The organism is Pseudomonas sp. CFSAN084952 (assembly GCF_009648855.1).
Classification (GTDB): Bacteria; Pseudomonadota; Gammaproteobacteria; order Pseudomonadales; family Pseudomonadaceae; genus Aquipseudomonas; species Aquipseudomonas paracarnis.
Window position 1 is genome coordinate 4,492,794 of the sequence record NZ_CP045767.1, and the last position, 18,184, is coordinate 4,510,977.

Annotated in this window: 16 protein-coding genes; 11 read left to right on the top strand and 5 right to left on the bottom strand. The window is 60.8% G+C overall.

Annotated features, from left to right (window positions below):
* Positions 1–225 precede the first annotated feature (225 nt).
* The 3 genes from GH769_RS20430 to GH769_RS20440 are packed head-to-tail and all read right to left on the bottom strand — an operon-like array spanning position 226 to position 2,905.
* On the bottom strand, positions 226–993 hold the full coding sequence (locus GH769_RS20430) for a heme ABC transporter ATP-binding protein (RefSeq protein WP_014719935.1): 768 nt from the start codon (positions 991–993) through the stop codon (positions 226–228).
* Positions 993–2,030: an iron ABC transporter permease gene (locus tag GH769_RS20435; RefSeq protein WP_014719936.1), complete on the bottom strand. Its 1,038-nt coding sequence runs from the start codon at positions 2,028–2,030 to the stop codon at positions 993–995. Before GH769_RS20435 ends, GH769_RS20430 begins: the two co-directional genes overlap by 1 nt.
* Positions 2,027–2,905 carry a hemin ABC transporter substrate-binding protein gene (locus GH769_RS20440; protein ID WP_153649880.1) on the bottom strand — a complete coding sequence of 293 codons (879 nt, stop codon included), beginning with the start codon at positions 2,903–2,905 and terminating at the stop codon, positions 2,027–2,029. Before GH769_RS20440 ends, GH769_RS20435 begins: the two co-directional genes overlap by 4 nt.
* A 156-nt stretch (positions 2,906–3,061) precedes the next feature.
* Here GH769_RS20440 and GH769_RS20445 point away from each other — a divergent pair, with 156 nt between their 5' ends.
* A complete protein-coding gene (locus tag GH769_RS20445) occupies positions 3,062–3,379 on the top strand; it encodes a Rieske (2Fe-2S) protein (protein ID WP_014719938.1) in 318 nt (105 codons plus the stop codon).
* On the opposite strand, the gene sfsA is transcribed toward GH769_RS20445, so the two are convergent.
* Positions 3,376–4,089: a DNA/RNA nuclease SfsA gene (gene sfsA, locus GH769_RS20450; RefSeq protein WP_032902682.1), complete on the bottom strand. Its 714-nt coding sequence runs from the start codon at positions 4,087–4,089 to the stop codon at positions 3,376–3,378. The genes GH769_RS20445 and sfsA overlap by 4 nt on opposite strands.
* Positions 4,089–5,261 (bottom strand): pyridoxal phosphate-dependent aminotransferase, encoded by a 1,173-nt coding sequence (locus tag GH769_RS20455; RefSeq protein ID WP_014719940.1) that lies wholly within the window; start codon positions 5,259–5,261, stop codon positions 4,089–4,091. Before GH769_RS20455 ends, sfsA begins: the two co-directional genes overlap by 1 nt.
* A gap of 320 nt (positions 5,262–5,581) precedes the next feature.
* Between GH769_RS20455 and dksA the strand changes: the two genes are divergently transcribed.
* The 10 genes from dksA to pgi all read left to right on the top strand — a co-directional run bounded on the left by dksA (position 5,582) and on the right by pgi (position 18,114).
* The gene (dksA, locus tag GH769_RS20460; RefSeq protein WP_005791430.1) at positions 5,582–6,016 is read left to right on the top strand and encodes an RNA polymerase-binding protein DksA; all 435 of its coding nucleotides are present in this window, start codon (positions 5,582–5,584) and stop codon (positions 6,014–6,016) included.
* 83 nt (positions 6,017–6,099) lie between these two features.
* The gene (gene gluQRS, locus GH769_RS20465) at positions 6,100–6,987 is read left to right on the top strand and encodes a tRNA glutamyl-Q(34) synthetase GluQRS (protein WP_014719941.1); all 888 of its coding nucleotides are present in this window, start codon (positions 6,100–6,102) and stop codon (positions 6,985–6,987) included.
* Between the two features lie 62 nt (positions 6,988–7,049).
* Positions 7,050–7,226, top strand: a complete 177-nt coding sequence (locus GH769_RS20470; RefSeq protein WP_003176118.1) for a hypothetical protein — start codon at positions 7,050–7,052, stop codon at positions 7,224–7,226.
* On the top strand, positions 7,210–10,164 hold the full coding sequence (locus tag GH769_RS20475) for a sensor histidine kinase (RefSeq protein ID WP_003194154.1): 2,955 nt from the start codon (positions 7,210–7,212) through the stop codon (positions 10,162–10,164). The genes GH769_RS20470 and GH769_RS20475 overlap by 17 nt, the downstream gene beginning before the upstream one ends.
* Positions 10,165–10,186: 22 nt before the next feature.
* Positions 10,187–11,623: a sigma-54 dependent transcriptional regulator gene (locus GH769_RS20480; protein WP_014719942.1), complete on the top strand. Its 1,437-nt coding sequence runs from the start codon at positions 10,187–10,189 to the stop codon at positions 11,621–11,623.
* A 697-nt stretch (positions 11,624–12,320) separates the two neighbouring features.
* On the top strand, positions 12,321–13,724 hold the full coding sequence (locus GH769_RS20485; protein ID WP_003194157.1) for a polynucleotide adenylyltransferase PcnB: 1,404 nt from the start codon (positions 12,321–12,323) through the stop codon (positions 13,722–13,724).
* A 2-nt stretch (positions 13,725–13,726) separates the two neighbouring features.
* Positions 13,727–14,212 carry a 2-amino-4-hydroxy-6-hydroxymethyldihydropteridine diphosphokinase gene (gene folK, locus GH769_RS20490; RefSeq protein ID WP_032902683.1) on the top strand — a complete coding sequence of 162 codons (486 nt, stop codon included), beginning with the start codon at positions 13,727–13,729 and terminating at the stop codon, positions 14,210–14,212.
* A 364-nt stretch (positions 14,213–14,576) separates the two neighbouring features.
* On the top strand, positions 14,577–15,377 hold the full coding sequence (panB, locus tag GH769_RS20495; protein ID WP_014719944.1) for a 3-methyl-2-oxobutanoate hydroxymethyltransferase: 801 nt from the start codon (positions 14,577–14,579) through the stop codon (positions 15,375–15,377).
* Positions 15,374–16,225, top strand: coding sequence for a pantoate--beta-alanine ligase (panC, locus tag GH769_RS20500; RefSeq protein ID WP_014719945.1), 852 nt, complete (start codon positions 15,374–15,376; stop codon positions 16,223–16,225). Before panB ends, panC begins: the two co-directional genes overlap by 4 nt.
* Positions 16,226–16,449: 224 nt before the next feature.
* The gene (pgi, locus tag GH769_RS20505; RefSeq protein WP_003194166.1) at positions 16,450–18,114 is read left to right on the top strand and encodes a glucose-6-phosphate isomerase; all 1,665 of its coding nucleotides are present in this window, start codon (positions 16,450–16,452) and stop codon (positions 18,112–18,114) included.
* Positions 18,115–18,184 lie beyond the last annotated feature (70 nt).

Sequence of the window (18,184 nt, forward strand, 5' to 3'; positions counted from 1 at the left end):
CGTTTACGGGCATTACAAACGAGCGTTTGAGAAAAATGGATGAAGCAGAAAAACAGATGTTGACTCTCAAATGAGAATCGTTATGATTATCACAACTGGTCGCGAGATCAGCCGATAACTGAAAGACCATTGGTTCGGACTCTCAGATTATCTCCTCATCAGGCTAATCACGGTTATTTGACCCGGCTCTTGCCGGGTCTTTTTTTGCCCGCGAATTAACCGGCCTCAGCGCGCAATGATCAACGGATGCCCACGCTCCGGATGCGGCTGTACCAATACATCCAGACCGAATACAGCCTTGAGCGGCTCTGGTTGCAGGACGTTAGAGGGCGTATCCAGCGCGTGGGGGCGGCCGTTTTCCAGCAACAGGATCCGGTCGCAGTAACGCGCCGCCAGGTTCAAGTCATGCAGGATGACCAGCACCGCAGCGCCTCTGTCGGCAAAATGCCGGATAGCTTGCAAGGTGGTGTGTTGGTGCAGAGGGTCGAGCATCGATGTGGGCTCATCCAGCAACAACGTCTGCCCTGCCTCACCCGGCCATAACTGCGCCAATACCCGTGCCAGGTGCACACGCTGCCGCTCGCCGCCCGACAAGGCCAGGTAACTGCGCCCACTCAGGTGGCCTACATCAGCAGCCTGCAGCGCGGCGTTGATGATTTCGTCGTCGCGCACTCGCCCGGTCTGATGAGGCAAGCGGCCCATGCCCACCACCTCTTCGACACGAAAGGCAAAGTCCAGGGTGGAGGATTGTGGCAGCACCGCCAGGCGCTGGGCACGTTGCACACCTGTCATGTGCTTGAGCGCCTGCTGATCCAGCCACACCTTGCCCTGATCCGGCTGCAACTCCCCGCACAGCGCTCCAAGCAAGGTACTTTTGCCGGCGCCATTGGGGCCCAGAACGCCCAGCACTTCGCCCGGCAATAGGTCCAAGGTGATATCGGCGAGCACGGTCTTACCACCGCGCCGGATCTGCAACGCTTCTACCCGCAACATCAGGCGCGCCCTCGTAACAATAAATAGAGGAAAAACGGCGCACCGATAAACGCGGTGACAATACCGATCGGCAGTTCCGCCGGCGCTAACGCCAGGCGCGCCACCAGGTCCGCAAACAGCAGCAGGCTCGCACCCGCCAACACCGAGGCCGGTAACAACACCCGATGATCCGGCCCAGCCAGCAGCCGCACCAGATGCGGTACCACCAACCCGACAAAACCAATCATGCCCGCCGCTGCCACTGCGGCGCCAACGCCCAAGGCCGTGCAGAACACCAACTCGCGCTTGAGCCCCTCGACATCAACACCCAGATGCTTGGCCTCGGACTCACCCAGCAACAGCGCGTTCAGCGCCTTGGCCCGGCGCGGCAACCATAGCGCCACGCCCGCACTCACCAGCAACAAGGGCCACAACCGCGAATAACTTGCACCATTGAGGCTGCCCAGGTTCCAGAACGTCAGGGTGCGCAAGGTGGCATCGTCTGCCAGATAGGTAAACAGGCCCACGGTCGAACTGGCCAGGGCCGTCAGCGCAATACCGGCAAGCAACATCGTCGCGACATTGGTCTGGCCATTGCGACGCCCCAGGCGATAGACCAGTGCCGTGACGCCCAGGCCACCGAGGAAGGCGCACAGCGACAACAGGTACGGCCCGAAAGCATCCGGCAGCCCGCCAAATAGCGAGCCACCGACAATCGCCACCGCCGCTCCCAGCGCTGCCCCGCTGGACACGCCGACCAAGCCAGGATCGGCCAGCGGGTTGCGGAACAACCCCTGCATCGCCACGCCCGACAATGCCAGCACACCGCCGACCGCCAGCCCCAACAGGGTCCGCGGCAGGCGAATCTGCCCCAGGATCAACTCGGCCTGCTCCAACCCCTGGGCCTCTATCGGTACGCCCATCAGTTTTAGCGCAGCCCTGAGCGTGTCCACTAACGGCAGGCTGACCGGCCCCAGTGCCAATGAAAGCCAGATCGCCAATACACACAGCAGCGACAGCCCAATAAACAGCGTTTTTGGCTTAACCAGAGTGGTCATGGAGCAGGCTTAGGCTGGGACGGATAAAAACCGGCAGACAGTTTCTCCAGGCTTTGCGGCAATCGGGGCCCAAGGCCACCTACCAGCAAGGTCGGATCCAGCTCAAAGACGCGGCCGTTCTTGGCTGCCGGCGTAGAGGCAAGGATCGGATTTTCCTTGAACAAGGCAGCACGTGCCGCGTCACCGGTCAGGGCGCGATCGGCAAACACCAGCACCTCAGGGCTCAACCCCGCCAGCGACTCGACGGAAAACGGTTTATAGCCGGTGTGCGTGGCCAGATTACGCCCTCCAGCCTGCTGCAACATCCAATCAGCGGCCGTGTCCTTGCCCGCGATCAGCGGCTTGCCACCGGCATGGCCGAGCAGCAACAGCACGCCTGGAGCTTTTTGCGTGGCCTGGGCCTTGACCACCCATTTTTTTTGCTGTGCCAGCGCCTGCTCATACCCGGCAAACAGGGCATCAGCCTGGGCCTCACTGCCGAGCAGTTTCCCCAAGTGTTCGAGGTTGCCTTTGAGCGTGGGCAAATCCGGCTGGGCCGAGAACATATCCACCTGCACCCCGGCACTGCGAATCTGTGCCAGCACCGGCGGTGGTCCCATTTCCTCCGTGCCTACAAGGATTTGCGGGCGCAGGCTGAGAATGCCTTCGGCTGACAACTGTCGCTGATAACCAATGCTTGGCAAGGCCTTGAGCGAGGCGGGATGCTGACTGGTGGTATCCACTCCCACCAACTTCGATTCACCGCCCAGAGCCGTCACCCACTCCGACAGCGCCCCGCCAGCACTGACCCAGCGTTGCGGCAGTTCAGAGGCGTGCACCCCAGGGTTGACCAGCAGTGAAGCAACAAGCGCAATAGCGCTGGTACTCAGGCGCATAACAGGGTTTCCTTCCTAGGGCAGGGCCACTCAAGCACTCATTGATGTGACAGATAACCCCTGCCAGGCATCGTATTGAGCACCCAGTCAGCTGACGGGCGAAGCAGGCATTTGATAATTGTTTGCATTTGAACGTCAAGGCACTTAAGGATTGAAATGAAGTTTCTCTGCGCCTCAGGCGACCTCACCCCCAACAGCAGCCGCGGTTTTGATATCGATGGCCACAGGCTGTTGGCGGTGCGTCGGGACGGCACTGCGTACTTCTATCTCAACCGCTGCCCCCATCGTGGGATCCCACTGGAATGGCAACCTGATCGCTTCCTCGACGACAGCGCCAGCCTGATCCAATGCGCCACCCATGGCGCGTTGTTCCTGATTGAAAGCGGCGAGTGCATCGCCGGGCCCTGCGCAGGCCAACACCTCACTGCCCTGCCCGGTCGCGAAGACGAACAGGGATTGTGGGTCGATCTCTAGTCGCCCAGCAGCACCTTCAACCGACGCTCGACGTAAATCTCCTGCGGCGTGACCCGTACGCCGTAGGCGAGCACCTCCACACCTGCAGCCTTGGCCTCACGTAGCGCCGCCGCATAACCGGCGTCGATTTCCACAGCCGGGCGCACCGCGTCGATCCCCGACAGGTTCACGCAATACAACTGCACCGCCCGTATACCGTCGCGCGCCAGGTGGGCCAGCTCACGCAAGTGCTTGGCACCGCGCTGCGTCACCGCATCGGGGAAAGCCGCCACTGAGCTGCCATCAAAGCCCAGGGTGACGCTTTTGACCTCGACAAACGCAGCGCCCTGGGGGTAATCCAGGCGAAAGTCGATGCGGCTTTTCTCCTGGCCATAAGGCACCTCACGCTTCAACTCGGTAAAGCCGTTGAGTTCAGTGATCACACCGGCCAGCAGGGCTTCTTCCACCAATTGATTGGCACGCGCGGTGTTGACGCACGCCAGCCGGCCCTGGGGCGTTTCGGCAATTTCCCACGTGCCCGGCAGCTTGCGCTTGGGATCCGTAGAACGGCTGAACCAGACCTGGCCACCTTCGACCATGCAGTTGAGCATCGAACCGGTGTTAGGGCAGTGAATGGTGAGCAACTCGCCGGTAACGGTTTCGATATCGGTGAGAAAGCGCTTGTAGCGGCGGATCAGCCGCCCTTTATCAAGAGTAGGATTAAAACGCATCAGCCTTGCCAACTCCGCAAACCACGGGCAATCCGCTCCACCGCTTCTTGCAGCCGATCAAGGTTTTGCGTGTAGGCAAAACGCACATGGTGCCCCGCCTGGTAGCGACCGAAATCCAACCCGGGCGTAAAGGCCACATGTTCGGTTTCGAGGAAATGCCGGCAAAACGCGAAGGCATCGCCGCCGAACGCGCTGATATCGGCATACAGATAAAAAGCACCTTCGGGCTCCACGGCGATACCGAACCCCAGCTCACGCAGGGCCGGCAGCAGGAAGTCACGGCGGCGACCAAATTCGGCACGGCGCTGCTCCAGAATCTCCAGGGTTTGCGGGGTGAAACAGGCCAACGCGGCATGCTGGGCCATGCTTGGCGCACTGATGTAGAGGTTCTGCGCCAATTTCTCCAGTTCACCCACCGCTTCAGGGGGCGCCACCAGCCAACCGAGGCGCCAGCCGGTCATGCCGAAATACTTCGAAAAACTATTCAGAACAAAGGCGTCATCATCAACTTCCAGCACGCTGGCCGCGTCGGTGCCGTAGGTGAGGCCGTGATAAATCTCGTCGACCACCAAATGACCGTTGCGCGCCTTGATGGCGCCCGACAGCCCAGCCAGCTCGTCCCGGGTGAGGATCGTGCCGGTGGGGTTGGCGGGCGATGCCACCAGTGCGCCGACACTGTCCTGGTCCCAATGCCTGGCCACCAGATCGGCGGTCAACTGGTAGCGTACGTCTGGGCCGACCGGCACCAACTGCGCCGCGCCTTCCACAAGGCGCAGGAAGTGTCGGTTGCAGGGGTAGCCTGGGTCCGCCAGCAGCCAATGTTTACCCGGATCCACCAGCAAACTGCTGGCCAGCAACAATGCGCCGGAGCCACCGGGGGTGATCAGAATGCGTTGCGGGTCGATGCTCAAACCGTAGCGTTGCTGGTAGAAACCACTGATGGCTTCGCGCAATTCGGGCAAGCCGCGGGCGGCGGTGTAGCGCGTCTTACCGTTTGCCAACGCGGCTTGGCCGGCCTGGATGATCGGCTCGGCGGTGGTGAAATCCGGCTCGCCGATTTCCAGGTGGATCACGTCGTGACCGGCGGCCTGCAGCTCATTGGCACGCGCCAGTAACGCCATGACATGAAAGGGTTCGATGGCGCGACTACGCGCACTGTAGGGCTGAGCCATTAGCCTTCCTTAGACGGTGAGGACAAAATCTGGATTCTACCGAACCCTCACGGTAAAACATGCTCTATTGCCTGATTGGGGCTGCAAGTGCACCCTGCGCACGCTCGTAAAACAGCTAAAATCAATATTCGAGGCGATACATACCCAGTCATGGCGGGCTGCTGCGGTTTGCAACCCCTTTGCCCTGGGCCTCGACAACCGGGAGTAGCGCACCCTGAATCTATCTGGTAAGTTCGCCCGCTTGCAGCCGCAGGGCCGGCAGGTGTCGGTGACGTTGCAATCCTGCGCAATGGATTAGAAGAGTGAGAGGCGGTCTATTCATGTCCACCCAAGCAAAGCAACAGAGCATCAGCGGTTTCCAGCCCTACGTTGAATCCAAGGGCGAGGAATACATGGGCAAGCCCATGCGCGAGCACTTCTCCAAAATCCTGAAGCAGTGGAAACAGGACTTGATGCAGGAAGTCGACCGCACGGTTGACCATATGAAGGACGAAGCGGCCAACTTCCCGGACCCGGCAGACCGTGCCAGCCAGGAAGAGGAATTCGCCCTCGAACTGCGTGCCCGTGATCGCGAGCGCAAGCTGATCAAAAAGATCGACAAGACCCTGCAACTGATCGAAGACGAGGAATATGGCTGGTGCGAATCCTGCGGCGTCGAAATCGGTATTCGCCGACTGGAAGCCCGCCCAACCGCAGACCTGTGCGTAGACTGCAAGACCTTGGCTGAAATCAAGGAAAAACAGGTCGGCAAGTAACGTTGCCGAGTTGAACGAATGGAGCGTGCGAACGCTCCATTTTTGTTTCTGGCGTTTATCGGTTATGCAGTAGTATCCGGGCCATGACAGCCTCTACCTATATTGGGCGTTTCGCCCCCACACCCAGCGGCCATTTGCACTTCGGCTCCCTGGTTGCCGCCCTTGCCTCCTACCTCGATGCGCGCGCCCACCAGGGCCGTTGGTTGATGCGCATGGAAGACCTTGACCCTCCGCGTGAAGAGCCCGGCGCCCAGGCGGCGATTCTGCATGCGCTGGAAAGCTACGGCTTTGAATGGGATGGCGCACTGGTTCGCCAGAGCGAGCGGCATGATGCCTACGCCAAAGTACTGAACGATATGTTCAACCACGGCCTGGCCTACGCCTGCACCTGCTCGCGCAAGCAGTTGGAGCCCTACAACGGGGTTTACCCAGGCTTGTGCCGCAATGCCGGCCACGACCAGCAAGACGCCGCCATCCGCCTGCGCGTGCCCGAGCTGGAATACCACTTTACCGACCGTGTGCAGGGCGAGTTCCGGCAGCATCTGGGCCGCGATGCCGGCGACTTCATCATCCGTCGCCGCGACGGCCTCTACGCCTACCAACTGGCGGTGGTGCTCGACGACGCCTGGCAAGGGATAACCGATATCGTGCGCGGCGCCGACCTGCTCGACTCCACACCGCGCCAGCTGTACCTGCAAGAGCTGCTTGGCCTGCGCCAGCCACGTTACTTGCATGTACCGCTGATCGTGCAGCCAGACGGCAACAAGCTGGGCAAGTCCTACCGCTCTCCACCGTTGACAGCCGACCAGGCCACGCCTTTGCTGCTCAGAGCACTGCGCGCCCTTGGCCAACAGCCCGACGCGCAACTGCTGTACGCCAGCCCACGAGAACTGCTGGATTGGGGCATTGCACACTGGGACGCTACCCGCATCCCGCGCACGCTGACCCTGGCCGAAGCGCAATTGAGTTGAAGGCGCTTGCAGGTTGCCAGCCATCCGTTAACATCGCGGCAGATTTTTAATCAGAGGCCAACATGTACATCTATCGTTTGGTCCTGCTGCTGGTCGTCGGGATCTACCTGTTCTCCCCCGCCATCATGGATTGGTGGATCGACGCCACGGGCGCCTGGTATCGCCCTTATCTGCTATGGCTGATCCTGATCGTCGTGACCTTCATCCTGCAGAGCCAAAAAGATGCCGATGAGCTTTAGTCTCACCCAGATGCTGCTGATCAGCGCCGCCTACCTGGCTGCGTTATTCGGCGTGGCCTGGATCAGTGAGCGCGGAATGATTCCGCGGGCGATCATTCGCCATCCGTTGACCTACACCTTGTCCCTGGGCGTGTACGCCAGTGCCTGGGCGTTCTACGGCACGGTGGGGCTGGCCTATCAGTACGGCTACGGCTTTCTCTCCAGTTACCTGGGGGTGTCCGGCGCGTTCCTGCTGGCGCCGGTGCTGCTGTATCCGATCCTGAAAATCACCCGGACGTACCAGCTGTCTTCCCTGGCGGACCTGTTTGCCTTTCGCTTTCGCAGCACCTGGGCCGGCGCGCTGACCACCATCTTCATGTTGATCGGCGTGCTGCCGTTGCTGGCCCTGCAGATCCAGGCGGTGGCCGACTCCATCAGCATTCTGACCCGAGAGCCCGTGCAACATCGGGTTGCCCTGGCGTTTTGCGCGCTGATCACCTTGTTCACCATCTTCTTTGGCTCTCGCCATATCGCCACCCGCGAGAAACACCAGGGCCTGGTGTTTGCGATTGCCTTTGAGTCGGTCATCAAGCTGATCGCCATCGGCGGCGTCGGCCTTTATGCGCTTTACGGCGTGTTCGACGGGCCGCAACAGCTGGAGCTGTGGCTGCTGCAAAACCAGACCGCCCTCGCCGCCTTGCATACCCCCTTGCAGGAGGGACCATGGCGTACGCTGCTGCTGGTGTTCTTCGCCTCGGCGATCGTGATGCCGCACATGTACCACATGACCTTCACCGAGAACCTCAACCCGCGCTCGCTGGTCAGCGCCAGCTGGGGCTTGCCGCTGTTCCTGTTGCTGATGAGCCTGGCGGTGCCGCTGATCCTGTGGGCTGGCCTGAAACTGGGGGCCACCACCAACCCCGAGTATTTCACCCTGGGCATCGGTATTGCTGCCAACAGCCCGGCCCTGGCGCTACTGGCGTATGTCGGGGGGTTATCGGCCGCCAGCGGGTTGATCATCGTCACCACCCTGGCACTCTCGGGCATGGCGCTCAACCACTTGGTACTGCCGCTGTACCAGCCGCCGGCCGAGGGCAATATCTACCGTTGGTTGAAATGGACCCGACGCGCGCTGATCGTCGCGATCATCATGGCCGGTTACGCGTTTTATCTGCTGCTGGGCGCCGGGCAAGACCTGGCCAACCTCGGCATCGTCGCGTTTGTCGCCACCTTGCAATTTCTGCCGGGCGTGTTGTCGGTGCTGTACTGGCCGACTGCCAATCGCCGTGGCTTTATTGCAGGGCTGCTGGCCGGGATCCTGGTGTGGACCGTGACCATGCTGCTACCGCTGGTCGGCAATCTGCAGGGCTTCTATATCCCGTTGCTGAACATGATTTACGTGCTGGACGACACCAGTTGGCACATGGCGGCCATCGCCTCGCTGGCCGCCAACGTACTGATGTTCACCCTGATCTCGCTGTTCACTAACGCCAGCGCCGAAGAAACCAGCGCCGCAGAAGCCTGTGCGGTAGACAACGTACGCCGCCCGCAACGCCGCGAACTGCATGCGGCATCGCCCCAAGAGTTCGCCACGCAACTGGCCAAGCCCCTGGGCGCCAAGGCCGCACAAAAGGAAGTCGAACAGGCGCTGCGCGACCTCTACCTGCCATTTGACGAGCGCCGCCCCTATGCCCTGCGCCGCCTGCGTGACCGTATCGAAGCCAACCTGTCCGGTTTGATGGGGCCGAGCGTGTCCCAGGACATGGTGGAAACCTTCTTGCCCTACAAGGCCGGTGGCGAAAACTACGTCACCGAAGACATCCACTTCATCGAAAGCCGGCTGGAGGACTACCACTCGCGCCTCACAGGCCTGGCCGCCGAACTCGACGCCCTGCGCCGTTACCACCGCCAGACCCTGCAGGAACTGCCGATGGGCGTGTGTTCCCTGGCCAAGGACCAGGAAATCCTGATGTGGAACAAAGCCATGGAAGAACTCACCGGCATCGCCGCCCAGCGGGTGGTGGGTTCGCGCCTCAATACACTGGGCGATCCCTGGAAAGAGCTGCTGCAGGGTTTCATCAACCTGCCGGACGAGCACTTGCACAAACAGCACTTGGCCCTCGACGGCCAGACCCGCTGGCTCAACTTGCACAAAGCGGCCATCGACGAACCTCTGGCGCCGGGTAACAGCGGCCTGGTGCTGCTGGTAGAAGATTTGACCGATACACAGATGCTCGAAGACAAGCTGGTGCACTCCGAACGCCTGGCCAGCATTGGGCGCCTGGCGGCCGGCGTGGCTCATGAAATCGGCAACCCGATCACCGGTATCGCCTGCCTGGCGCAAAACCTGCGGGAAGAGCGCGAAGAAGACGGGGAAATCACCGAAATCAGCGGGCAGATCCTTGAACAGACCAAGCGGGTTTCACGCATCGTCCAGTCGCTGATGAGCTTTGCCCACTCCGGCGCCCATCAGAATCAGGACGAAGCGGTGTGCCTGGCCGAAGTCGCGCAGGATGCCATTGGGCTGTTGGCCTTGAACCGGCGCAATTTCGAAGTACAGTTCTTTAACCTGTGCGATCCGGACCATTGGGTCGATGGCGACTCACAACGCCTGGCCCAGGTGCTGATCAACCTGCTGTCCAACGCCCGCGACGCGTCTCCGGCCGGCAGTGCTGTACGCGTCAAGAGCGAGGCTTTCGAGCACACGGTCGACCTGATCGTGGAAGACGAAGGCAGCGGCATTCCACAGAACATCATGGACCGATTGTTCGAACCCTTCTTCACCACCAAGGACCCCGGTGAAGGTACCGGTCTGGGCCTTGCACTGGTCTATTCCATCGTTGAAGAGCATTATGGACAAATCACCATCGACAGCCCGGCTGACACACAAAGCCAACGCGGCACCCGTATCCGGGTGACCTTGCCGCGTCATGTCGAAGCGACGTCCGCTGTGAACTGAGACCGTCGAGAGAATTGAATCAATGCCGCACATTTTGATCGTCGAAGACGAAACCATTATCCGCTCTGCCTTGCGTCGCCTGCTTGAACGTAATCAGTACCAGGTCAGCGAAGCCGGCTCGGTGCAGGAAGCCCAAGAGCGATTCAGCATTCCCACGTTCGACCTGATTGTCAGTGACCTGCGCCTGCCAGGCGCCCCGGGCACCGAGCTGATCAAGCTGGGCCAGGGCACCCCGGTGCTGATCATGACCAGCTACGCCAGCCTGCGCTCGGCGGTGGACTCGATGAAGATGGGCGCGGTGGACTACATCGCCAAGCCTTTCGACCACGACGAGATGCTCCAGGCCGTGGCCCGCATCCTGCGTGACCGTGTGTCGGCCAGCAGTGCGCCTGCCGAGCCACGCCCCACCGGCAAGACCAGCGGCGCCGAAAAACCAGGTGCCAACAACAGCAATGGCGAGATCGGCATCATCGGCTCCTGCCCTCCGATGCAGGACTTGTACAGCAAGATCCGCAAGGTGGCGCCGACTGACTCCAATGTGTTGATCCAGGGCGAGTCGGGCACCGGCAAAGAGCTGGTGGCCCGCGCCCTGCACAACCTGTCCAAGCGCGCCAAGGCGCCGATGATCTCGGTGAACTGCGCGGCGATCCCCGAATCCCTGATCGAGTCCGAGCTGTTCGGCCACGAGAAAGGTGCGTTCACTGGCGCCAGCGCCGGGCGTGCGGGCCTGGTGGAGGCCGCGGACGGCGGCACCTTGTTCCTTGATGAAATTGGCGAGCTGCCCCTGGAAGCCCAAGCGCGTTTGCTGCGCGTGCTGCAGGAAGGCGAAATTCGTCGCGTGGGTTCGGTGCAATCGCAGAAGGTCGATGTTCGATTGATCGCGGCGACACACCGAGACCTGAAGAGCCTGGCCAAGATCGGCCAGTTCCGTGAGGACTTGTATTACCGCCTGCATGTCATCGCGCTCAAATTGCCGGCCCTACGCGAGCGCGGCGCCGACGTCAACGAAATCGCCAACGCGTTCCTGTTGCGTCAAGGCGCACGCATTGACCGCACCGACCTGAAGTTTGCCGCGGACGCCGAGCAGGCGATCCGTCACTACTCGTGGCCAGGGAACGTGCGTGAGCTGGAGAACGCCGTCGAGCGCGCCGTGATTCTGTCGGAGAGCCCGGAGATTTCTGCCGAGTTGCTGGGCATCGACATTGAGCTCAGCGACCTGGATGACGACGACTTCATCGGCCTGGCCCCGCAGCAGGGCGGCGGTAGCAATACCAGCCATGAGCCGACGGAAGATTTGTCACTGGAAGACTACTTCCAGCACTTCGTGCTCGAGCATCAGGACCATATGACCGAGACCGAACTGGCCCGCAAACTGGGTGTAAGTCGCAAGTGTTTGTGGGAACGGCGTCAGCGCCTGGGCATTCCACGGCGCAAGACCGGGGTGGCCAGCGAAAGCTGAGAGCGCAGCCCCACAGGTAACACCTGTTGATGTGAAAAAACTGTTACCGCTGACTTTTCACGTAACAAAAGCCGGGGCTTACGGTAACGAAGCCCCGGCTTTTTTTTGGCCCTCAATCTGGCGAAACCAGCCCAAACCCCCGGTTTTGCTGGACGGCGCAAAAGTTGGCACGCACCCTGCTATATGCTTAGTACAAAAACAATAACAAGCTTTGTACAAGACAATAAAAATAAGACGAATCGACTCACGCATAACAAAAACAACACGGCGGAGGCGCAGCTAACTGATTCTTTTGGAGAGGCGTTGCATTTGGGGCTTGCCCCGCAACCAGGCCGAGAACAACAAAAACTGCCCTAAGGCAGAGCCTGAACTGGTTGGATCGTAGATCAGCAACACAGCGACCAAAGCAATCCGTTTGCTCTTGACTCCCGATTGGGAGTGTCATGAAGGTGAAACTTCGTGGCGAGGGCGATCAACAAAAACAAGAAGCCCGACATCAATAATAAAAATAGAGCACGCAACTACTTCTGGGGGAGCTTCGGCTCCCCTTGTAGTTTCCGGGATTTGACCTGCAAACGCTTATGGCGCAATGCCTTTAGCTTGTTCCTACACCATCCCCTGACTAAATGCTAGAATCCCCGCCCATCATGCGGTCATTCTTCGTTATGGCCGAACATTCCTTCAAACAGTGCATCCCATGCTGAAGAAGTTGTTCCAGTCATTCCGTTCTCCCTTGCGTCGAACGCAACACAAACGCAGCACGCCTGAAGTGCTCAATAGCAGCCAGCATTCGCTGCAGCGCGCTCAATTCAGCCGTTATGCAGTGAACATCGTCGAACGTTTGCAGAACGCCGGCTACCAGGCCTACCTGGTGGGTGGCTGCGTACGCGACATGTTGCTCAACATCACGCCCAAGGATTTCGACGTCGCCACCAGTGCCACGCCTGAACAAGTGCGCGCCGAGTTTCGTAATGCACGAATCATCGGCCGGCGCTTCAAGCTGGTGCATATCCACTTTGGTCGCGAAATCATCGAGGTCGCAACGTTCCGCGCCGGTCACCCGCAAAACGATGAAGAGGAGGACACCAACCAGTCTTCCCGCAACGAGAGCGGGCGCATCCTGCGCGATAACGTCTATGGCACTCTGGAAGAGGACGCGCAACGTCGCGACTTCACCATCAACGCCTTGTATTACGACCCGGTCAGCGAGCGCATCCTCGATTACGCCAACGGCGTACACGACATTCGCAACAACCTGATCCGGCTGATCGGCGACCCGACGCAGCGCTACCAGGAAGACCCGGTGCGCATGCTGCGTGCCGTGCGATTCGCCGCCAAGCTCAACTTTGGCATCGAAAAACACACCGCCGCACCGATTCGCGAACTGGCGCCGATGCTGCGGGAAATCCCCTCGGCACGCCTGTTTGAGGAAGTGCTCAAGCTGTTCCTTTCGGGCTACGCCGCCGACACCTTTGAAATGCTGGTGGACCTGCAGTTGTTCGACCCCCTGTTCCCGGCCAGCGCCGAGGCCTTGGAGTACAACCCGACGTACACCCACACCTTGATCAGCGAAGCCTTGATCAACACCGACCTGCGCATCAAGCAAAACAAACCGGTGACCCCGGCGTTCCTGTTTGCCGCCTTGTTGTGGCCGGCCCTGCCCAAACGCGTACTGCGCCTGCAGGACCGTGGCATGCCGCCGATCCCGGCCATGCAGGAAGCGGCTCACGAGCTGATCGCCGAACAGTGCCAACGCATCGCCATCCCCAAACGTTTCACCATGCCGATCCGCGAAATCTGGGACATGCAGGAGCGCCTGCCACGCCGCAGCGGCAAGCGCGCCGATCTGTTGCTGGACAACCCGCGCTTCCGTGCCGGCTACGACTTCCTGCTGCTACGCGAAAGCGCGGGCGAGCAGACCGATGGCCTGGGCGAATGGTGGACCGATTATCAGGACGCCAATGACAGCCAGCGCCGCGAAATGATTCGTGAACTGGGCAGCAAAGGTGATAGCGCCGGCGAAGGCCCGAAAAAGCGTCGCCGCAGCGGCACCAAGCGTAAACGCAGCAGTGCCGATGCCTCGGGCGCTGCGGGCGAATAAACGTGGAACGTATCTACATCGGCATGGGCAGCAACCTGGCTGCCCCGGAGCAACAATTGCGCAGCGCGATCGAGGCGCTGGCGCAATTGCCTGGCACTCAGCTCGCCGGTGTGTCCGCCTTCTATCAAAGCGATTCACTGCTGCCCGGCCAGCCGCCCTACACCAACGCCGTTGCGGCGCTGGACAGTCACCTGGCGCCATTGGACCTGCTCGATGCGCTGCAAGCCATCGAAAACGATCAGGGCCGCGAACGCCTGGAACGCTGGGGCCCGCGCACCTTGGACCTGGATATCCTGCTGTTCGGTGATCGCCTGATCGATGAGCCGCGCCTCAAGGTGCCGCACTACCAGATGCATCTGCGCGCGTTTGTGCTGTATCCGTTGGCTGAGTTGGCGCCAGCCGACCTGCAGCTGCCTGACGGCCAGCGTTTAAGCGACCTGCTCACCGCCTGCCCGTTCGTCGGCCTGGAACGCCTCCCTCAAGAATGACCCGGTCAATGTGGGAGCTGGCTTGCCTGCGATGCAAGCGACCCGGTGTATCAGCCACACCGAGGTGATGCCATCGCAGGCAAGCCAGCTCCCACATTGGATATTCAGTGCGCCCCAAGCCTGTGCCCATCTTGCTGAATCGCGTCAGTAACAGCGGTAACACCGCCATCGTAACAATGCGGTAACACATCCAATTGACTTCCCGTGTCCTCCTCACGACTATAGGCGTCCCGCTGCCGCCAACCCGGCGCGACAGGGCGCAATCCAGGCCTTATAAGCACTGCTTTCAAGACAGTGCGCCTGTATAAACGAAGACTCACGCGCGTTACTCGCTGTTTCCAAGCGCCTGAACGAGGACCCTTTCATGCCAGACATTACCCTGACCACCTTGCAGAGCCTCAAGCTCAAAGGTGAAAAAATCACCATGCTGACCTGCTATGACGCCACCTTCGCCCACGCCAGCTGCCAGGCTGGCGTCGAAGTGCTGCTGGTGGGCGACTCCCTGGGCATGGTTCTTCAAGGGAATGACAGCACGCTGCCCGTGACCACCGATGAGCTCGCCTACCACACCGCCAGCGTCAAGCGTGGCAATGATGGCGCCTTGATCATCGCGGACCTGCCGTTCATGGGTTACGCCACCCTTGAGCAAACCTTCCTGAACGCCGGCAAGCTGATGCAGGCGGGCGCGCATATGATCAAAGTCGAAGGTGCCGTGTGGCTGGCCGAGTCGATCCGGTTGCTGGCCGAGCGCGGCGTGCCAGTGTGCGCGCACATGGGCCTGACACCGCAGTCGGTCAATATCCTCGGTGGTTACAAGGTCCAGGGCCGCAATGAAGCCCAGGCCCGCCAGATGCGCGCCGATGCTATTGCACTGGAACAAGCCGGTGCTGCGATGATTCTGCTGGAGTGCGTGCCGAGCGAACTGGCCGCCGAAATCACCCAGGCCGTCAAAGTGCCCGTGATCGGGATTGGCGCAGGTTCCGCCACTGACGGCCAAGTGCTGGTATTGCACGACATGCTCGGCCTGTCGATCACTGGCCACGTACCGAAGTTCGTGAAGAACTTCATGGCCGGCCAGGACAGCATCCACGCGGCCCTGAGCGCCTACGTCAGCGAAGTCAAGAATGTAACTTTCCCAGGTATTGAACACGGGTTCTCGGCATGAACACCGTTAAAACCGTCCGCGAACTGCGGGCTGCCGTAACCCACGCCCGCAGCGCCGGCAAACGCATCGGCTTTGTGCCCACCATGGGTAACCTGCACAGCGGCCACGCCACCCTGGTGACCAAGGCCGCGCAGCAAGCGGATTTCGTAGTGGCGAGCATTTTCGTCAACCCGCTGCAATTCGGCGCGGGCGAAGACCTGGACAAATACCCGCGCACGTTGGCCGCCGACCAGGAAAAACTTCTGCAGGCGGGCTGCAACCTGCTGTTTGCGCCGACGGTCGAGGAAATGTACCCCGATGGCATGAACGGCCAGACCCGAGTCAGCGTGCCACAGCTGTCCGAAGGCTTGTGCGGCGCCAGCCGCCCAGGGCACTTCGAAGGCGTGGCCACGGTGGTCAGCAAGCTGTTCAACATGGTCCAGCCGGACATGGCCGTATTCGGCCAGAAGGACTACCAGCAGTTGGCGGTGATCCGCGCCATGGTCCGCGACCTGAACATGCCGATCCAGATCATCGGCGAGCCTACCGTGCGCGCCGAGGACGGCCTCGCGCTGTCATCACGCAACGGTTACCTCACCGAGGAGCAACGTGCGGTCGCACCAGTGCTGTACCGCGCGCTCAGCCAGATCGCCACGGCCATCCAAGGCGGCGATCATGATTTTGCCAGGCTTCGCGCCGAGCACATTCAGCAGATTGAAGCCGCAGGGCTGCGCATGGACTACCTGGAAGTGCGCCAAGGCGTACATCTGCGCCCGGCCACGGCTGAAGATCGTGATGTGGTGATCCTGGTCGCCGCCTATCTGGGGGCAACACGCCTCATCGATAACCTGCACCTGAACCTCGCCTGACCCCCGCTTTACCCTCAACCTGTTGCCCCGACGGCTGTGCCGGTATAAAAAAGTACCGGCCACAGCGCAGACAAAGCCAAGACATATCCACACGCTAGGTTTAATGTAACTGCCCTGCGCTATGGTTAGCGCTGTCTGGAACCCAATCCTTGCGATAAGACTGGATGTTCCGGGCTTTGAAGTGTCCTAAAGGCAGTCCCCGTAATAAAAGGAAACCCGCAGCGATGGCGTACTACCGCACCCCTCATGACGTTACCGCGCTGCCCGCCTGGCAAGCGCTTGTTCAACATCGCCAAGCCATGCAGGATTTCAGCATGCGCGAGGCGTTCAATGCCGATCCTCAGCGTTTTTCCCAGTTCACCTTGAGCAGCTGCGGACTTTTCCTCGATTACTCGAAAAACCTGATCACCAGCGAAACCCGCGACCTGTTGGTGGGCCTGGCCAAGGAAGTCAATCTCAAGGCGGCGATCGACGCGCAGTACGCTGGCGAACCGGTCAACTCATCTGAGGGCCGCCCTGCCCTGCACACCGCCCTGCGCCGCCCGGTGGGCGATAAGCTGTCGGTCAACGGCGTGAACATCATGCCGGACGTGCACAAGGTGCTGAATCAGATCACTGACCTGGTCGGCCGTATCCACGACGGCCTGTGGCGTGGCTACACCGAGAAGCCGATCACCGACGTGGTGAACATCGGCATCGGTGGCTCGTTCCTCGGCCCGGAATTGGTCTCGGAGGCCTTGCTGTCCTACGCCCATAAAGGTGTGCGTTGCCACTACCTGGCGAACATCGACGGCAGCGAGTTCCACGAACTGACCATGAAGCTGCGCGCCGAGACCACGCTGTTTATCGTCTCGTCCAAATCCTTCAACACCCTGGAAACCCTGAAAAACGCCCAGGCCGCCCGCGCCTGGTACCTGGCCCAGGGAGGCTCGGAAGCCGAACTGTATCGCCACTTCATCGCCGTCTCGAGCAACAATGCCGCAGCCGTGGCCTTCGGTATCCGCGAAGAAAACATCTTCCCCATGTGGGACTGGGTCGGTGGGCGCTACTCGCTGTGGTCTGCCATCGGCTTGCCAATTGCCCTGGCTATCGGCATGTCCAACTTCAAGGAACTGCTGTCGGGTGCCTACACCATGGACCAGCACTTCCTGAACGCGCCGTTCGAAGCCAACATGCCCGTGCTGCTGGGCTTGCTGGGGGTGTGGTACGGCAACTTCTGGGGTGCGCAGAGCCATGCGATCCTGCCGTACGACCATTACCTGCGTAACATCACCAAGCATTTGCAGCAGTTGGACATGGAATCCAATGGCAAGAGCGTGCGCCAGGACGGTACGCCAGTGTCCACCGATACCGGCCCGGTGATCTGGGGCGGCGTAGGCTGCAACGGCCAGCACGCTTACCACCAGTTGCTGCACCAAGGGACTCAATTGATCCCGGCCGACTTCATCGTGCCGATCGTCAGTTTCAACCCTGTGTCCGACCACCATCAGTGGCTGTACGCCAACTGCCTGTCCCAGAGCCAGGCGCTGATGCTCGGTAAGACCCGCAGCGAGGCCGAAGCCGAGCTGCGTGAGAAGGGCTTGCCGGAAGCCGAAGTACAGAAGCTGGCACCGCACAAGGTGATCCCGGGCAACCGTCCGAGCAACACCCTGGTGGTCGAGCGCATCAGCCCACGCCGCCTGGGTGCGCTGGTGGCGATGTATGAGCACAAGGTGTTCGTGCAGAGCGTGGTGTGGGGCATCAATGCCTTCGACCAATGGGGCGTTGAACTGGGCAAGGAGCTGGGCAAAGGCGTGTACAACCGCCTGACCGGCGCCGAAGAAACCTTGGCCGAAGATGCTTCGACCCAGGGCCTGATCAACTACTTCCGTGGTCGCCACCGCGGCTGAAGCCGTTCATTCAAGGCCAACGTCCGTTTGGACGTTGGCCTTGAACCCTCCCGCCCCAGGGTGCATCTTT

Excerpts from the sequence above, each read along its gene's own strand:
- GH769_RS20445 (WP_014719938.1), top strand. The coding sequence starts at position 3,062 with ATGAAGTTTCTCTGCGCCTCAGGCGACCTCACCCCCAACAGCAGCCGC.
- GH769_RS20475 (WP_003194154.1), top strand. The coding sequence starts at position 7,210 with ATGCCGATGAGCTTTAGTCTCACCCAGATGCTGCTGATCAGCGCCGCC.
- dksA (WP_005791430.1), top strand. The coding sequence starts at position 5,582 with ATGTCCACCCAAGCAAAGCAACAGAGCATCAGCGGTTTCCAGCCCTAC.
- GH769_RS20470 (WP_003176118.1), top strand. The coding sequence starts at position 7,050 with ATGTACATCTATCGTTTGGTCCTGCTGCTGGTCGTCGGGATCTACCTG.
- panB (WP_014719944.1), top strand. The coding sequence starts at position 14,577 with ATGCCAGACATTACCCTGACCACCTTGCAGAGCCTCAAGCTCAAAGGT.
- pgi (WP_003194166.1), top strand. The coding sequence starts at position 16,450 with ATGGCGTACTACCGCACCCCTCATGACGTTACCGCGCTGCCCGCCTGG.
- GH769_RS20435 (WP_014719936.1), bottom strand. The coding sequence starts at position 2,030 with ATGACCACTCTGGTTAAGCCAAAAACGCTGTTTATTGGGCTGTCGCTG.
- GH769_RS20440 (WP_153649880.1), bottom strand. The coding sequence starts at position 2,905 with ATGCGCCTGAGTACCAGCGCTATTGCGCTTGTTGCTTCACTGCTGGTC.
- GH769_RS20430 (WP_014719935.1), bottom strand. The coding sequence starts at position 993 with ATGTTGCGGGTAGAAGCGTTGCAGATCCGGCGCGGTGGTAAGACCGTG.
- GH769_RS20485 (WP_003194157.1), top strand. The coding sequence starts at position 12,321 with ATGCTGAAGAAGTTGTTCCAGTCATTCCGTTCTCCCTTGCGTCGAACG.
- GH769_RS20480 (WP_014719942.1), top strand. The coding sequence starts at position 10,187 with ATGCCGCACATTTTGATCGTCGAAGACGAAACCATTATCCGCTCTGCC.
- gluQRS (WP_014719941.1), top strand. The coding sequence starts at position 6,100 with ATGACAGCCTCTACCTATATTGGGCGTTTCGCCCCCACACCCAGCGGC.
- sfsA (WP_032902682.1), bottom strand. The coding sequence starts at position 4,089 with ATGCGTTTTAATCCTACTCTTGATAAAGGGCGGCTGATCCGCCGCTAC.
- GH769_RS20455 (WP_014719940.1), bottom strand. The coding sequence starts at position 5,261 with ATGGCTCAGCCCTACAGTGCGCGTAGTCGCGCCATCGAACCCTTTCAT.
- panC (WP_014719945.1), top strand. The coding sequence starts at position 15,374 with ATGAACACCGTTAAAACCGTCCGCGAACTGCGGGCTGCCGTAACCCAC.